The sequence below is a fragment of the Marinomonas colpomeniae genome (assembly GCF_014803385.1).
Taxonomy (GTDB): domain Bacteria; phylum Pseudomonadota; class Gammaproteobacteria; order Pseudomonadales; family Marinomonadaceae; genus Marinomonas; species Marinomonas colpomeniae.
Map to the genome: position 1 here is coordinate 505,219 of NZ_JACYFC010000001.1, position 15,837 is coordinate 521,055.

Below are 15,837 nucleotides of genomic sequence, written 5' to 3' on the forward strand. Positions count from 1 at the left end.
TTTAAAGGTAAGAATGCATGAATTCAAAGATAAAGGTCTTGTTTAGTATTAGTCTTTCTTACTTTTTTTTCTCACCTATTATGGCGGCGAGCGAATTAGCCGAGGGCAACACTCCATCCTTTTCGCAGGCATCTTTTTATCAAACTTTAAGCGCCAGCCAGCCATCATTAGAGAACAGAATTTCAGCCTTAAGTGCGACCTTGTTAGGGGCTCCTTACGCTGGAGGGAGTTTAGGTGAAGGTCCGCAGGGGAAATATGACAAAGAGCCTTTGACTCGTTTTGATGAATTCGACTGTACAACTTATATTGAAACAGTATTGGCTGGCGCTATGTCAGATTCTGTTTATGATTTCATGCCTAAATTAATGGCATTACGTTACAAAAATAGCGATGTATCTTTTGTGACTCGTAACCATTTTCCTAGTTTAGATTGGGTTCCAAACAATCAAGACAAGCTGGACGATATGACGGCGTTTGTGGCTGGTGATTTGGTGAAAGTTGCATCGGCGACGATCGATAAATCAGCATGGTATAAAAGGATTAATAATAAGGTTGTTGCATGTAAAAAAGGTAATGATGATTGTGACGCTTTATTGACTCGATTGCATTCGGAAGGTGATGCGTTTGTGCCCGAACTTGCTACATTAAATTATGTTCCTTTGACCGCTTTGTATCTCGATGGAAAGATTATTAACCAAGCTTTGTTGGATCGTATTTCTTCTGGCAATGTGATTAATATGGTTCGACCTGATTGGTCATTAAAAAAATGGATTGGTACCAATATGAATGTATCTCACCAAGGTATTGCTATACGTAAAGACGGAGAATTATTTCTTCGTCATGCAAGTGTAGTGTACAAAAAAGTTATTGATGAAAGCTTTATAGAGTACTTTTCTCGCTACACAAACACGTCGTCTTTAAAAGGATTTAACGTTCAAGCGCTAAAGCCTTAATAGTATATTGACGTTTTTTCACTATTCTTTAAAGCATAAAAAATAACCATTGTGTTGTCTTAACTTCCTTCTATAATGCGCCTATATTTTTGCCTTGGAACAGTCTGTATTGCTTTTGAATAGAGACTTTCAGCGCATTTCCTTTCGTTTTCTTAATGACCTTTCAATAATAGAGAAAAAAATGAGTGATGTATTCAGTATTGGCTTATTAATTATTGCCGGTGCTTTGTTCGCGATGTCGGAAATTGGTATGGCAGCGGCTAGGAAAATTAAATTACGAGTGATGGCAGATGAAGGAAATCTAAAAGCTCAAGCCGTTCTAAAGTTGCAGCAAAAACCTGGTGCTTTTTTTGCGATGATCCAAATAGCGCTAAATGCGATTGCTATTTTAGGCGGTATTATTGGCGAACAAACACTTACACCACATCTGAAAAAAGTTGTGAGTTTGATTTATGCTGGTCCTTTGTTAGATCAGGTGAGTTTTGTTGTGTCGTTTCTTGTTCTTACCTCGTTATTTATTTTATTCGCTGATTTATTGCCAAAACGTTTAGCTATGATCATGCCGGAAGCGATAGCCATTCGTATGGTAACACCTATGCTTTGGGTGACTTTTTTGCTAACACCAGTAGTGTTTTTATTTAACGGTTTAACCAACATGGTTTTACGTTTATTTAATGTGCCTATTGAGCGCCAAGAAGTGGTCACCACAGAAGATATTGTTGCCATGATGGAAGCAGGCGCAGAAGACGGCAGTCTACAGCGTCAAGAATATCAATTGATTGGTAACGTATTCGAATTAGAGACACGTAATATTTCTAGTACTATGACACCTCGTGATCAAATTATTTATTTTGATATTGATGATAATAGTGAAGAAATTAGTCAAAAAATTATTGATCACCCTCATAATGACTTTTTGGTTTGTAACGGTAGCTTAGACAAGATCGAAGGCATTATTGAATCCAAAGAGATTTTACGTTTGGTTTTGAAAGGTGAACCAGCTCAAATTAAGCCAGAAAAAATTGATAAAGACGTTTTCTATTTACCTGAAACACTTACACTTTCAGAAGCCTTAAATGCTTTTAGAGTGGCTTCGCAAGCCTTTGCAGTGATAGTGAATGAATACGCGACAATTGTTGGTATTGTGACAGTGAAAGATTTATTAGGCGGTTTTATGGGGGAGTTGTTAACGCCGCATGATGAAGAACAAATTGTACAGCGTGATGCGAACTCATGGCTGATTGAAGGTTTAACGCCAATTAACGATGTTATGCGTAGCTTAAATATCGAAGAGTTTCCGGATCGAGTTCAATATGAAACGTTAGGTGGTTTTATTACTTACAGTTTGAAGCGTTTGCCAAAGCGTACTGATTTTTATGTTCATGAAGGCTACAAGTTTGAAGTGTTAGACCTTGAGGGCGTGCGAGTCGAACAGTTATTAGTGACTAAACTAAAATGATTTTTTGCGTTTTCTAAGTCTCGTTTAAGAAGACTGATCGAAATGTGAGTGTTACTTAATCAAGTATAAAGGTTTTATCCCTCGACTTTAGGCCGTTAAGTCTCTATATTCGCACCCCTTTGTGTTTATCTTTTGTACGCTTATTTGGCGACGAACGTAAAACGGTTTTCTCTTACTTTTTCTCAGGGCTTTCTTTTGATTTCCACAGCAAACATCACCATGCAATTTGGCGCAACGCCATTGTTCGAAAATATTTCCGCTAAATTTGGCAACGGCAACCGCTACGGTTTGATCGGTGCTAACGGCTGTGGCAAATCTACTTTTATGAAAATTTTGAGTGGAGAACTTGTTCCAACGTCTGGCAATGTATCTATTACGCCAGGTGAAAAAGTGGGTACCTTAAGCCAGGATCAATTTGCTTTCGAAGAGTATTCCGTTGTTGACGCTGTGATAATGGGCGATGTTGCATTATGGGAAATTAAACAAGAACGCGATGCTATTTACTCTAAAGCAGAAATGAGCGAAGCAGATGGTATGCGTGCCGGTGAATTAGAAGCTGACTTTGCTGAAATGGATGGTTACAGCGCAGAAAGTCGTGCTGGTGATATTCTGCTAGAAGCAGGTATTGAAGAAGAATTTCACTTTGGTTTGATGAGCCAAGTCGCACCGGGTTGGAAGTTACGTGTGTTATTAGCACAGGCTTTGTTTGCTAACCCAGATATATTGTTACTGGATGAGCCAACAAATAACTTGGATATTCATACTATCAACTGGTTGGCTGGTGTATTGAACCAGCGCAAATGCACCATGATTATTATTTCCCATGACCGTCATTTCTTGAACTCTGTGTGTACTCACATGGCGGACATCGATTTTGGTGAGCTAAGAGTTTACCCAGGTAACTACGAATACTTCATGGAAGCGTCATCTTTGATTCGTGAGCAGTTACTGACAGAAAATGCGAAGAAAAGTGCGGAAATCGACGACTTGCAGGCCTTTGTTAACCGTTTCTCTGCTAATGCATCGAAAGCTAAGCAAGCCAGCTCTCGTGCGAAAAAACTAGATAAAATTGAGTTGTCAGAAGTTAAACAATCTAGCCGTATGACACCATCAATCAGTTTCAAACAAGATAAGAAACTTCACCGTCAGGCTTTAATTCTTGAAGGCCTTGCCCATGGTTATGAAGACGAGATGCTCTTTACTGGTGGCGATATCATTCTGGACGCTGGTGCTCGTCTTGCAATTATTGGTGAGAATGGCGCAGGTAAAACAACCTTTCTACGTTGCTTAATGAATGACATAGAAGCTAAGCAAGGCGAAATTAAATGGGCTGAAAATGCAGTCATTGGTTATTGCCCGCAGGACAGTACGGAGGACTTTAACTCTGATTTAACCTTGTTTGATTGGATGTCAAAATGGCGTACGGTTAAGCATGATGATCTAAAAGTACGCGCCATGTTAGGTCGTTTGTTATTTACTGCAGATGACTTTAATAAAAAAGTACGTGTATGTTCCGGTGGTGAAAAGAACCGTCTGTTGTTTGGTAAGCTAATGATGATGGACTTAAACGTTTTGATCATGGATGAGCCCACTAACCACATGGACATGGAAGCTATTGAAGCTTTGAATAATGCGTTAATTGACTTTGACGGTACCTTGATATTTGTCAGTCATGACCGAGCGTTCGTATCTTCTTTGGCGAAACGTGTTATCGAAATTAAAGACAATAAAGTTATTGATTTTCAAGGTACTTACGATGAATACCTTGCGCATCAAGGCTAGCTTTATTGGCACTAAAGAATAATTTTAAAGCCGTTTTCTAATTATTTAGAAAGCGGCTTTTTTATGACCTTTAAGCTTGCTCAAGTTCTTGTATATGTGTTTTTATCAACTTACTTAGATTACTTTTAAGTAAGTGTGTTAGTCAGTAAAGGGAAGGTGTTTTTTGGATATCGAAGCGGTAAAGGCATATTTACTATCCAAGCCGGAGTCAGGTGAGTCTTATCCATTTGATGGCAGAGCAGGTGTGTTCAAAGTACAAAATAAAATGTTTGCCTTACTGATTAAAAACCAAGGTAAGCAACTTCTCAATGTGAAGTGCGACCCTGATCACGCGCTAGAGTTGCGTAGCATTTTTACCGAGGTTATTCCTGCATACCATATGAATAAGCGCCATTGGAATTCAATTATTATCGAAGGACACCTATCTGATGAAGAGATGCCTGATGGAGAAATACAACGACTTATTGATCACTCTTACGCTTTAGTTGTAAAAGGGTTAAAAAAATCCATCCGAGAAGGGTTGGAGGTTCGATATGGTAAGCCCACTTTGTATGCGGGTTCACTTGATTAAAAATAAAATAAGAGGAAATGGAAATGTTGAAAGGTAGCTGTCTTTGTAATGGTATTCAGTATGAAATTGATAGTGAACTGGGCAAAATCATGCAGTGCCATTGTCAAAAATGTCGCAAAGCGAATGGCAGTGCGTTTGCGGTCAATGCACCGATTCCCAGTCAATCTTTCAAATACATCAAAGGTGAAGAGTTAACGAGCGAGTTTGAGTCGACTCCTGGTGTTTTTCGTGTATTTTGTTCACGATGCGCATCACCGCTTTACAGTCGTCGACCAGCAGAGCCAGAAATCCTTAGATTACGAATTGGAACGTTAGATACTCCGCTTACTACAAAGCCTGCTATGCATATTTTTGTAGGTTCAAAAGCAGAGTGGAATGAAGTGACAGGCAACATTCCACAGTATGACGAGCGACCTATTAGCTAAATTACTAGCATGTGTTAGTGTTCATTTTTGAAAGATATAAAAAAGCCAATAACTTAAGTTATTGGCTTTTTTTAGTGCTTGTTAATTAATTTTTAATGAGTTTCTTCATTGAGAGAGAGGTCTCGAAATTATCCTTATAATTTAAACGTCGACATCACTTCTTGGGTTTGTTTAGACGTTTCTGCAAGCGACTCGCTGGTCAGATTATTTTGTTGCACTTGTAAGCTAGCTTGAGCGGAAAGCTCAACGACTTTTTCGTTAAGTACATTTAACTGTTGAACCGCTTCACTTTGCATTGTGACACTTTGTATCACTGTATTACTGGCTCTGTTTATGTCATCCACAGAGGTAGCAATGTCTTGCAAATATTGTGTCGTGAGAGTGATTTCTTCGGTTGTTCTTTGTGATTGCTGATGACTTTCAGTAATACGGATTTCCGCTTCTTTTGCACCAGTTTGCAGTTTGCTTATCATGGCTTGGATTTCATCTGTTGATGCTTGTGTACGACTTGCTAGTCCACGTACTTCATCCGCCACGACGGCAAAGCCTCGGCCTTGCTCACCAGCTCGGGCCGCTTCAATCGCTGCATTTAATGCCAATAGATTTGTTTGTTCTGAAATGGCACTGATAACGTCGAGTACAGACTCTATAGTTTGTGATTGTTCTGCCAGTTGTACGACGGTTTTTAAGCCTTCTTCCAGTTCATGAGACAGTTTTTCGAGAGAGTTAACTGTTTGTTTGATCGACTCTTGCCCTGTACGAGTTTTGTCCACTGCCGCTTGTGCCGACACAATAGTAGATTGAGTTGTTTCTATTACTTCACCCTTGAAGCTGTCAACGTCTTTTATTGTGTCTGTCATCTGAGCGAACATGCCTTCACGTTCTTGAGTAATGACTTTAGTTTTTCCAGCAACAGTTCTTAGTTCCTGACTTTTACTCTCTACTTCCTGATTAAGTAAAACAGCTTTTGTTAAGGTCTTCGAAAGACGATCAACAAAGGTATTATAATTAGCCGCAATTTTTGTGAGTTGATCGTTTCCAGATTCAGTTAGACGGGCAGTTAAGTCACCATCACCATGAGAAATATTTTCCATAGCGGTTTTTATTTGAATAATAGGCAGCAAGATAGAACGCACAATCAAAAAGGACAACAGTATTGAGATAAAAATAACAATACCGCTTATCGTACCTAGTTTGATGGCTTCTTTATTAAATTGAGCATCAACATCGTCTAAGTAAATACCTGAGCCAATAATCCATCCCCAAGGTTCAAAGCCTTGAACATAAGATATTTTTTCAACAGGTTGCTCGTTGCCGGGTTTTGGCCATAAGTAATCGACAAAGCCTGCTTTTTGAGCTTTAACTACTTTCACAAATTCAGTAAAGATTTTCTTTCCATTTATATCTTTTAAATCTTTTAAATCTTTACCATCTAATGCAGGGTTAACACCATGCATTATCATTGTGGAGTTATAATCATTTATCCAAAAATATTCAGTCTCTGAGTAGCGAGTGCCTTTTATTGTCTCCATCGCATAGCGCTGGGCTTCTTCTTTACTAAGCTCACCAGACTGCTGAAGTTTATGAAAATGATTTAAAACACCAGATGCCGTTTCAATAACATGTTTAGTCTGAGCATATTTTTCGTTCATTAAGGATTGTTTATTGGCCGTTAGACTTGAATAAACGACGAATAAAAGCCCTAAAGAAAAGAAGGAAACTAGGCTGATTAAGCGTAGATTTATTGGGAATTTACGTAACGTGTTGATCATGATAGTACCCTCAAAGGCATTAATTTTAATTATTTTAGTCGCTCGGAGATTTAGTTCTCTAATAGTATTTTGTTATTTTTAGTTAATATTTCTTTTTTTGAGAATCTTTATCAAGATTCATCTTATTTATTATTAACTTAAGTCGATATCTCTTACTTACATACATGTTTCATATAATCATAATGCCACCTAATTGTCATTTTTATGTCACGTTTTCGCGATAGGTTTAGAGAGTGACTTCCTTTTGCAGGGGGAAGTTTTTTGAACAGTCAGCGTAAATGTAATCCGTTTTTATGAGGTTGTGACGCAATAAAGCAGGATTGCTAAGCGGCGACCATCTATCAAAATAATATAGGGCAGTATTATGAAAACCGTACAAAAACATGATTTAAGTTTTGATGAATTAGATGAATTAGTACGACCAGCTCCAGAAGTCGTAGAATTCGAAGAAGTGTCGAATAAAATGGTTTCACGCCGTGGTTTTTTAAGTGGTGGAGCAGCCGTTGGTGCTGGTGCCTTTGTCATGGGATCTACCAGTTTAGCAGCGGGTAAAGCATTTGCAGCAGGTGAAAAAGAGTCACGTCTTGCGTTTAGTATGGTAAAAGCCAATACCCTTGATACTGTTACTGTTCCAGAGGGTTACAAATGGGAAGTACTTGCTTCTTGGGGTGATCCTATGTTCTCGAACGCGCCAGCCTTTAATAGCGCGACAGGCGGCACAGGAGCTTCTCAGGAACTGTCTTTTGGTGATCACAATGATGGTATGGCGATGTTTTCTCATAATGGACGCCAGATCCTTTGTGTAAACAATGAATACACAAACCTAAACACGTTACATGCAAACCGAACTGACGGTGTACCAACAACAGCTGATGACATTCTTAAAAGTAAAGCAGCTCATGGTGTCAGTATTGTTGAAGTGGCACGTAAAAATAATCAATGGGGCATAGTGAAAGATTCTGAGTTCAACCGTCGTATTACGGTTGATACAGAAATGGACATCACGGGTCCTGCCCGTGGTCATAATCTTCTTAAAACAAAAGAAGACCCGAAAGGTGTGGTCGCTAAAGGAACGTGGAACAACTGTGGTAATGGACAAACACCTTGGGGAACTTATCTAACATGTGAAGAAAACTTTAACGGTTACTTTTCTTCAAGTGATGAGAGTTTTTCATTAACGCCTGAAATGAAGCGTTACGGTATCAGCCACAAAGATTGGGGATACAAGTGGGCGATGGCGGATTCTCGTTTTGATTTGTCGAAAGAGCCTCAAGAGCCAAATCGTGCAGGATACATTGTTGAGATCGATCCATTAGACCCAACATCTCGTCCTAAAAAACGTACTGCGATGGGTCGCTTTAAGCATGAAAACGCTGAATTAACGATTGCTTCTAACGGCCATGTCGTCGTGTATTTGGGTGATGATGAGCGTGGTGAGTTTTTGTATCGTTTTGTTTCTAAGCATAAGTATTTAGCGGGCGGTAATAACCGTAACTTACTAGAAGAAGGAACCTTGTACGTTGCAAAATTTCATGACAATAACCGTGGCGAATGGCTAGCACTGACACCTAAAACAACAGGGATGACCGAAGCTGAAATTTCTATTCATACTCGTATGGCGGCTTCTAAAGTTGGCGCAACGACAATGGATCGTCCAGAATGGGTTGCTTCAAACCCAAATAAAATCGAAGTTTTTTGTGCATTAACAAATAATAAAAACCGTGGTGTTAAACCAAATGCCGGTGGTGATGAAACACCGCCAACAGGCCCAAATCCACGCGTAAAAAACAACTTTGGTCAAATCGTTCGTTGGACCCCTATGGACGAGGATCACACGAGTAGTGAATTTAAGTGGAATTTGTTTGTACTAGCGGGAAACCCTGCAGTATATGACGATGCAAATGCGGGATCCAAAAACCTTAATCAAGACAATATGTTTAACTCTCCAGATGGTTTGAAGTTTGATTCTAAAGGCTTGTTGTGGATTCAAACAGATGGGAACTATTCAAATGAAAAAGGTTTCCAAGGACAAGGTAACAATCAGATGTTGGTTGGTGACCCTGAAACAGGCGAGATTCGTCGCTTCCTAGTGGGGCCAAGAGAATGTGAAATCACCGGTGCTGCTTGGAATATAGAGCGTACTACTATGTTTGTTAGTGTGCAGCATCCAGGTGAGAAAGGTGATTCTCACTGGCCAGATGGAGGACAATCTGTGCCTCGTTCTAGTGTTATTGCGATTTCTCGTGAAGATGGTGCAGTGATTGGCTAAGTCTCAAAGCGTAAAATGTCTTTAATAAAAAGCCAATATGAAATCCATATTGGCTTTTTTTGTAGTCAAGTTTGAGTGTTTTGACGTAGTTTGGTTGTTTTTTTGCTGAGTTTGTCCATGATTAATTCAAGATGAAGCCTCCTCTATAGTGTAATATTAGGAATATCAGTTTTATTAAAAATAAATTCAAATAATAAGGATTAGCTATGGATTTTTTGTCTTCATTGGCAACATTTATCATTCAATGGGGCGTTTTGTTGTTTGTGTTTGTGCTTTTTCTTGCGCTTGTTTCGATAGGTGTTATGTACTGGGTTGACACTCATCAAACAACTCAGACAATTAGACGAAATTACCCTGTTATTGGTCGGTTCCGTTATATTTTCGAACATATGGGTGAGTTCTTTCGTCAATACTTCTTTGCAATGGATAGAGAAGAACGTCCATTTGATCGTGCTGAACGGTCTTGGGCTTATCGCTCAGCGAAAAAAGTAGACAGTACTATTGCCTTTGGTTCGACACGTTCATTAGAAACTCCTGGTGATATTTATTTTTTGAACTGCGCTTTTCCTACTTTAGATGAGGATGCGGCACAGCCTAAAGAGGTTTGTATTGGTGAATTCACCGCTAAAATGCCATATCGCACCAATTCTGTCGTTAATATCTCTGGTATGAGTTTTGGCGCTTTATCTAAACCTGCAATACAGGCTTTATCTAGAGGCGCTAGTAAAGCTGGAATTTGGATGAATACAGGTGAAGGTGGTTTGGCTTCTTATCATTTGGAAGGCGGCTGTGATCTTGTTTTTCAAATTGGTACTGCAAAATATGGTGTACGTAATGCTGAAGGGCATTTAGATGATGCAAAACTAATGAGCGTTGCGAGCCATGAAAATGTTCGAATGTTTGAAATTAAAATGAGTCAAGGTGCAAAACCTGGAAAAGGCGGAATGCTTCCTGGTGCTAAGATTACAGAAGAAATTGCTCATATTCGTGGTATTCCAAAGGGCGAAGATTCTATAAGCCCAAATGGTCACCTAGACATTAAATCCATCGATGATTTATTGAACATGATCCATCGTGTACGCAAAGTAACGTCGAAGCCTGTTGGCTTTAAAATGGTGGTTGGTGATATCCGGTTCTTTGATGCCTTATGTGAATTAATACATAAGAAAGGCCTCGATTATTGTCCAGACTTTATTACGATTGATAGTTCTGACGGTGGAACAGGAGCGGCACCTCAACCTCTAATGGATTATGTCGGTATGCAATTGCGTGAGAGTTTACCAATGGTAGTGAATACGGTGACGTCTTATGGTCTACGCCGTTATATTAAAATCATTGCGTCAGGGAAGTTGATTGTTCCAGGTAAAGCGGCTTGGGCATTAAGTGCAGGTGCTGATTTTGTGGTTACTGCACGAGGTTTTTTGTTTTCGCTTGGTTGCATTCAAGCATTACAGTGTAATAAAAATACCTGCCCAACAGGCATCACGACTCATAATCCTGATTTACAAAAGGGTTTGGTGGCGTTAGAAAAATCTGAACGGGTAGCTAATTATGTAGAAGGCTTGTTGCACGGTATTGGCATGATTGCCCATTCATGTGGTGTAAGTGAGCCGCGAGAATTGACAAGAGCTCATGTACGTATTATTGAAAACCAGAGCCAATCTCAGCTATTTTCAGAAGCCAACCCAATGCCAGAGGTGCAACCAGAATATATTAATATAACTTCTATTCAAGGAGATGAGGCACCAGTAGAAGAGCGTTTACAGTAGTGCATTAACTTGCTAAATGTACCATTAAAAAATGGCGATGAAATACTTATTAAGTTTTGACTCGTCATTTTTTGTCTTAATACAAAATATGGGGTCGTTACTTAGCCATTGTGTATTTACTTTTCTTTTATGTACTGTATTTTCCTAACCTTATTTCGTTCTTTGGAGCTTTTATGTCGGTCTTATTCCATTACGCGTTTCATGTCACTTGTTTGGAGAAAACGCGTGATTTTTATGTGGATATATTAGGTTGTATTGAAGGCCGGAGTACTGATAGTTGGGTGGATTTCGATTTTTATGGTCATCAGCTTTCTTTGCATTTGGGAATACCATCACCAACGACAAATACAGGTCAAGTTGGAGAACATCTCGTGCCTATGCCTCACTTTGGGTTAATATTACCTTTGGGAGAATGGCAGAAAGTTGCAAAACGTTTGGCGGATGCCAACGTATTTTTTGATCTTTCCCCAAGTGTCCGATTTGAAGGTTTAGCAGGAGAGCAGTGGACAATGTTCTTTAAAGACCCAAGTGGTAATGCAATAGAGTTAAAAGGTTTTAGAGAGTTGGCTAGAGTATATGATAAATGATTCCTTTTATTAGTCGTATTAGCGCTGAAGAGCAAACCATTTGGCTAGAAATCTTATCTCCAATGATGAATGATGAGGTCATTATCCCTTTTTCTGACTTAACCGAAGATGAAAAATTACAGTGTGATGTTGCAATTGTTGCGAACCCAGATCCTGAGGATTTACGCGCTCTCCCTAACCTGAAGTGGGTTCAAAGTTTATGGGCTGGTGTTGAAAAAATGATGCAAGAGCTGTCTTCACCTTCGTTTTCTGTAGTTCGTTTAGCGACACCGGATTTGTCTAATACCATGTCTGAAGCCGTATTAGCTTGGACACTTTTTCTACATCGTGATATGCATATTTATGCAAAACAACAATCCCATAAAGTATGGCGGCAACATTCTATGGTGGTCGCTAAAGATCGTCGGATAGGTGTGCTTGGATTAGGTGCATTAGGAAAAGCCAGTGCTCAACGTCTGGTTGATAATGGCTTCTCTGTTTCTGGTTGGAGTCGTAATGAGAAGCATATAGACAATATCGAGTGTTTTTATGGAGAGGACGGTTTAGCCTGTTTATTGCAAAAAAGTGACATACTAATTTGTCTTTTGCCTTTGACAAATGAAACAAATAATTTATTAAATGAGCAGACATTATCATATTTACCAGTTGGAGCCAGTATTATTAATTTTGCCCGTGGTCCTATTGTTGATGATGCTGCTTTGTTAATGAAACTTGAAGAAAGGCATTTATCTCATGCTATTCTAGATGTTTTTATGCAGGAACCCTTACCTGAAAGTCACCCTTATTGGGTAAATGAAAATGTAACGGTATTGCCTCATATTTCAGCACCAACTAACCCTTATAGTACCAGTAATATTGTTGTTGAAAATATCAATTATTATCGAAAAACAGGGATTATTCCACCTGCTGTAGACTCTACTCAGGGTTATTGATTTTCAATTCAATTGATGAAATTTCATTCATGATAAATTTAGTAAATGGAGTCTGATATGCCACATTGTATACTTGAATACAGCCAAAATTTAGAGCAAGAAGTACCGCCTGTAGACATGCTAGAAGCAATTAAAGAGGCCTGCATTACTTCTAATCTTTTTTCTGTAGAAGACATTAAACTACGCAGCGTTCCTTATAAAAGTTTTATGACTGCAGGCCAAGAGGATGCTTTCATACATGTAATGCTTAGAGTTTTATCTGGGCGTACTCCAGAGCAAAAAAAGCATCTGTCCCATTTGATATTAGATGCTTTAATTAAGTTCTCACTGAAGGATGTTAGTTTTTCGGTAGAAGTGTGTGATATGGATCGTGACACTTATGCTAAAAAGGTTGTCCTTTCTCAATAATAAGTATTTTGGCTGTTATTAAAGTCAGGATTAGGAATACGTTTTACCAAAAGGGTTATAAATAATGAAAGCCATTGTGTACTCAATGATGCTTCTTATCTTAACAGGTTTTTTTCCTAATATAGTTCTGGCCGAAGAAGTAGCAAATGAGCCTGAATTAGTAGTAGAAAATCCAGTTAACTGGGACGAAGAAAACTTAGAAAGTGATAGTGAAGAAGGCGAAGATCTTTCATTTTCGCCAGCTGAACCAGAAGTTCCGGAGTCTATTTCAAAGCGAGCTCTAAAAGCAAATGGACTGCTCCAACAAAGAAGAAATAGAGAAGCAGATACGGTTAATAACCCATTTGTATTAACACCCCATAAGCCGAATTATTTTTTACCTTTCGCTTATACCTCAAATCCTAATGATCGAGCCTTTTTAGGTAGTAGTGATTCTGAGACTTTGGACAGTGTTGAGTTTAAGTTCCAACTGAGTATTAAGTTTCCCGTTGCCTATGAGATAGTAGGACGCAATACCAGTTTATGGTTTGCTTATACACAACAGTCCTATTGGCAGGCTTACAATAGCGATATTTCAGCTCCTTTTAGAGATACTAACTATGAACCTGAAGTCTTTATTGTAACCAAACCAAAACATAGTTTTTTAGGCATGAAGGCAGATTATGTTTCTTATGGATTTGCTCATCAATCTAATGGTCAATCGGAAGATTTATCCCGTTCGTGGAACCGATTTTATGTGGATTTCTTGTTTGAAAAAGGTAATACGGCATTCTCGTTTAAGCCTTGGTATCGTATTCCAGAAAACTCAAGTGAAGATGACAACCCTAATATCGAAGATTATTATGGGTATGGTGAGTTTAGTTTAATACATATTATTGACGATTATAGTTTTGATGTTATGTTTCGAAATAATCTGAAGTCATCAGGTAATAGAGGCGCTGTACAGTTAGGGTTTAACTTCCCTTTGTGGGGGAAGACACGAGGGTATATTCAATATTTTAATGGTTATGGCCAATCATTATTGGATTATGATCACCAAACACAATCCCTTGGTGTGGGCGTTATGTTGACAAATTGGTTGTGATTTTTTAGTAGGTGTGAAAAATATCCATTAGGAATATGGAAAGACGCTTATATGTATTTGCGTTCTTTAAGAATATTTCATTAAAAGACATAAGAAATGCCTCGTAATTACGAGGCATTTTTGTATATCCCGTCTGTCATCAAGCTGTCACTGAAATGCTATGTAACTGACATTTTTGTCGTCTATGTTAAAGGGATGACAAACATAGAGGTAATAGCATGAACATACTTCAGAATATCCATGCATTTGATGTCCAGACTTTCTATTGGTGTATGGCTCGTAAGCACAGAGCTAAATTAACCCGTATGGGTCGAGCTATTTCGTTCTCTGCTGATGGGCCTTTGTATGCAGTTGTCGCTCTCTTGGCTTGGACTGCTGGTTATGACACTTTAGTGCTGATTTTAGCTTTTGGTCTATTACTGGAACGTTGCGTATATTTTGTTTTGAAGCGAGGTTTCAAACGAAACCGCCCCGCAGATGAGCTAGATGACTTTTGTAGCTTTATTATTCCTTCAGATCAATTTTCTTTTCCATCTGGTCATACTTCGGGCGCATTCTTTATCGCTTTTTGTTTGAGTGAGTGGTTTCCTAGCTTAAATGTAATGTTCTACTTCTGGGCCGTTAATGTAGGTTTATCGCGTATTTTTCTTGGTGTCCATTTTCCTACAGATACGATTATTGGCGCTCTGTTAGGGAGTGCTTGTGCCGCCTTAATGATTGGAGTTTTAGTATGAAGATACTGTATGGCGTTCAAGGGACTGGAAATGGACATATAACACGAGCTAGGGCCATGGCCGTTGAGATGAAATTAGCTGGAATAAAAGTTGACTTTGTTTTTTCTGGACGTCCTCCGGAAGACTATTTTGATATGTCGGTGTTTGGTGATTATCGTACTTTTAGAGGCCTTAGTTTTGTCGCGCGTAATGGTAAATTAAATTTTTTTGCGACTGTTCTAAGCGTCTCAATTCTCAAGCTCTGTCGAGATATTAGATCATTAGATACTCGAGGCTATGATCTGGTTATTACTGATTTCGAGCCTATTGTTGCATGGGCGGCAAAATCTCAAGGTGTTCTATGCATTGGGTTTGGACATCAATATGCGTTTAAGCATGATATTCCGCGTTATAAAAAAAATCTTGTTGCTCAATGGGTAATGTCAAATTTTGCTCCATCTACTATTCAGCTTGGCGCTCACTGGCATCATTTTGGTTATCCTATTTTACCTCCGTTAATTCATGCTGAAGAAATACAGAATATGCCTAATACAGAGCAGGTATTGGTGTATTTACCTTTTGAAAATAGTGATGTTGTTTTAGATTTGCTTGAAGAAGTGCCGAGTTACCACTTTCGCTTACATTGTAAAGACATTGATCCAGGTGTTTATGGCAATGTAGAAGTATTTCCTTTTAGCCGAGATCAGTTCCAACAGAATTTGAACGAATGTGAGTCCGTGCTTTGTAATGCAGGATTTGAATTGAATTCAGAGGCGTTACAGCTTGGACGTCGTATATTGGTAAAGCCTCTTAAAGGTCAAATAGAACAGCATTCTAATGCTATTGCTTTAGAGCGACTAGGAATTGCGAAAACGACGGCAGTACTGAATTCAAAAATCATTCAAGAATGGCTAGAGACGAGTCGAGTGGTTCAGGTTAATTATCCCAATGTGGCTCGCGCTGTAGTGGCTTGGTTACAAGTTGGAAACAATATGAGTTTATCTGATTTATGTGTATCTTTGTGGCAGCAGACACCTAATGTATCTGGTATCGATTTTACGTATCCTCATAAAAAAAGAAAAATATCCTCAAAGCCTGTCACTATTTGATGTT

Annotated in this window: 14 protein-coding genes; 13 read left to right on the top strand and 1 reads right to left on the bottom strand. The window is 38.9% G+C overall.

Annotated features, from left to right (window positions below):
* The first annotated feature begins 17 nt into the window (after nucleotides 1-17).
* The 5 genes from IF202_RS02460 (at nucleotide 18) to IF202_RS02480 (ending at nucleotide 5,190) form a co-directional block, all read left to right on the top strand.
* Complete coding sequence (locus tag IF202_RS02460; protein WP_191593280.1) at nucleotides 18-953, top strand: N-acetylmuramoyl-L-alanine amidase-like domain-containing protein; 936 nt, start codon at nucleotides 18-20, stop codon at nucleotides 951-953.
* Nucleotides 954-1,134: 181 nt separating this feature from the next.
* On the top strand, nucleotides 1,135-2,412 hold the full coding sequence (locus IF202_RS02465; protein ID WP_191593281.1) for a hemolysin family protein: 1,278 nt from the start codon (nucleotides 1,135-1,137) through the stop codon (nucleotides 2,410-2,412).
* Between the two features lie 195 nt (nucleotides 2,413-2,607).
* Nucleotides 2,608-4,194, top strand: a complete 1,587-nt coding sequence (locus IF202_RS02470; RefSeq protein ID WP_191593282.1) for an ABC-F family ATPase — start codon at nucleotides 2,608-2,610, stop codon at nucleotides 4,192-4,194.
* A 163-nt stretch (nucleotides 4,195-4,357) separates the two neighbouring features.
* Nucleotides 4,358-4,765, top strand: coding sequence for an MmcQ/YjbR family DNA-binding protein (locus IF202_RS02475; protein ID WP_191593283.1), 408 nt, complete (start codon nucleotides 4,358-4,360; stop codon nucleotides 4,763-4,765).
* Nucleotides 4,766-4,788: 23 nt separating this feature from the next.
* Nucleotides 4,789-5,190: a GFA family protein gene (locus IF202_RS02480; RefSeq protein ID WP_191593284.1), complete on the top strand. Its 402-nt coding sequence runs from the start codon at nucleotides 4,789-4,791 to the stop codon at nucleotides 5,188-5,190.
* A gap of 134 nt (nucleotides 5,191-5,324) precedes the next feature.
* Here the strand turns inward: IF202_RS02480 and IF202_RS02485 are convergent, their stop codons facing one another.
* Nucleotides 5,325-6,962 carry a methyl-accepting chemotaxis protein gene (locus IF202_RS02485; RefSeq protein WP_191593285.1) on the bottom strand — a complete coding sequence of 546 codons (1,638 nt, stop codon included), beginning with the start codon at nucleotides 6,960-6,962 and terminating at the stop codon, nucleotides 5,325-5,327.
* A 364-nt stretch (nucleotides 6,963-7,326) separates the two neighbouring features.
* Here IF202_RS02485 and IF202_RS02490 point away from each other — a divergent pair, with 364 nt between their 5' ends.
* The 8 genes from IF202_RS02490 to IF202_RS02525 all read left to right on the top strand — a co-directional run bounded on the left by IF202_RS02490 (nucleotide 7,327) and on the right by IF202_RS02525 (nucleotide 15,833).
* Nucleotides 7,327-9,231, top strand: a complete 1,905-nt coding sequence (locus tag IF202_RS02490; protein WP_191593286.1) for a PhoX family protein — start codon at nucleotides 7,327-7,329, stop codon at nucleotides 9,229-9,231.
* A gap of 206 nt (nucleotides 9,232-9,437) precedes the next feature.
* A complete protein-coding gene (locus tag IF202_RS02495; RefSeq protein ID WP_191593287.1) occupies nucleotides 9,438-11,000 on the top strand; it encodes an FMN-binding glutamate synthase family protein in 1,563 nt (520 codons plus the stop codon).
* A gap of 173 nt (nucleotides 11,001-11,173) precedes the next feature.
* Nucleotides 11,174-11,587, top strand: a complete 414-nt coding sequence (locus IF202_RS02500; RefSeq protein ID WP_191593288.1) for a VOC family protein — start codon at nucleotides 11,174-11,176, stop codon at nucleotides 11,585-11,587.
* Nucleotides 11,584-12,519, top strand: coding sequence for a 2-hydroxyacid dehydrogenase (locus IF202_RS02505; RefSeq protein ID WP_191593289.1), 936 nt, complete (start codon nucleotides 11,584-11,586; stop codon nucleotides 12,517-12,519). The genes IF202_RS02500 and IF202_RS02505 overlap by 4 nt, the downstream gene beginning before the upstream one ends.
* A 57-nt stretch (nucleotides 12,520-12,576) precedes the next feature.
* Nucleotides 12,577-12,927, top strand: a complete 351-nt coding sequence (locus IF202_RS02510; RefSeq protein ID WP_191593290.1) for a 5-carboxymethyl-2-hydroxymuconate Delta-isomerase — start codon at nucleotides 12,577-12,579, stop codon at nucleotides 12,925-12,927.
* Between the two features lie 64 nt (nucleotides 12,928-12,991).
* Nucleotides 12,992-14,011 carry a phospholipase A gene (locus IF202_RS02515; RefSeq protein ID WP_191593291.1) on the top strand — a complete coding sequence of 340 codons (1,020 nt, stop codon included), beginning with the start codon at nucleotides 12,992-12,994 and terminating at the stop codon, nucleotides 14,009-14,011.
* 218 nt (nucleotides 14,012-14,229) lie between these two features.
* The gene (locus IF202_RS02520; protein WP_191593292.1) at nucleotides 14,230-14,745 is read left to right on the top strand and encodes a phosphatase PAP2 family protein; all 516 of its coding nucleotides are present in this window, start codon (nucleotides 14,230-14,232) and stop codon (nucleotides 14,743-14,745) included.
* On the top strand, nucleotides 14,742-15,833 hold the full coding sequence (locus IF202_RS02525) for an MJ1255/VC2487 family glycosyltransferase (protein WP_191593293.1): 1,092 nt from the start codon (nucleotides 14,742-14,744) through the stop codon (nucleotides 15,831-15,833). Before IF202_RS02520 ends, IF202_RS02525 begins: the two co-directional genes overlap by 4 nt.
* Nucleotides 15,834-15,837 lie beyond the last annotated feature (4 nt).

Bases quoted from the DNA above. Each gene is read 5' to 3' on its own strand.
- IF202_RS02460 (WP_191593280.1), top strand. From the start codon at position 18: ATGAATTCAAAGATAAAGGTCTTGTTTAGTATTAGTCTTTCTTACTTT.
- IF202_RS02465 (WP_191593281.1), top strand. From the start codon at position 1,135: ATGAGTGATGTATTCAGTATTGGCTTATTAATTATTGCCGGTGCTTTG.
- IF202_RS02495 (WP_191593287.1), top strand. From the start codon at position 9,438: ATGGATTTTTTGTCTTCATTGGCAACATTTATCATTCAATGGGGCGTT.
- IF202_RS02510 (WP_191593290.1), top strand. From the start codon at position 12,577: ATGCCACATTGTATACTTGAATACAGCCAAAATTTAGAGCAAGAAGTA.
- IF202_RS02525 (WP_191593293.1), top strand. From the start codon at position 14,742: ATGAAGATACTGTATGGCGTTCAAGGGACTGGAAATGGACATATAACA.
- IF202_RS02500 (WP_191593288.1), top strand. From the start codon at position 11,174: ATGTCGGTCTTATTCCATTACGCGTTTCATGTCACTTGTTTGGAGAAA.
- IF202_RS02480 (WP_191593284.1), top strand. From the start codon at position 4,789: ATGTTGAAAGGTAGCTGTCTTTGTAATGGTATTCAGTATGAAATTGAT.
- IF202_RS02520 (WP_191593292.1), top strand. From the start codon at position 14,230: ATGAACATACTTCAGAATATCCATGCATTTGATGTCCAGACTTTCTAT.
- IF202_RS02515 (WP_191593291.1), top strand. From the start codon at position 12,992: ATGAAAGCCATTGTGTACTCAATGATGCTTCTTATCTTAACAGGTTTT.
- IF202_RS02485 (WP_191593285.1), bottom strand. From the start codon at position 6,962: ATGATCAACACGTTACGTAAATTCCCAATAAATCTACGCTTAATCAGC.
- IF202_RS02505 (WP_191593289.1), top strand. From the start codon at position 11,584: ATGATTCCTTTTATTAGTCGTATTAGCGCTGAAGAGCAAACCATTTGG.
- IF202_RS02490 (WP_191593286.1), top strand. From the start codon at position 7,327: ATGAAAACCGTACAAAAACATGATTTAAGTTTTGATGAATTAGATGAA.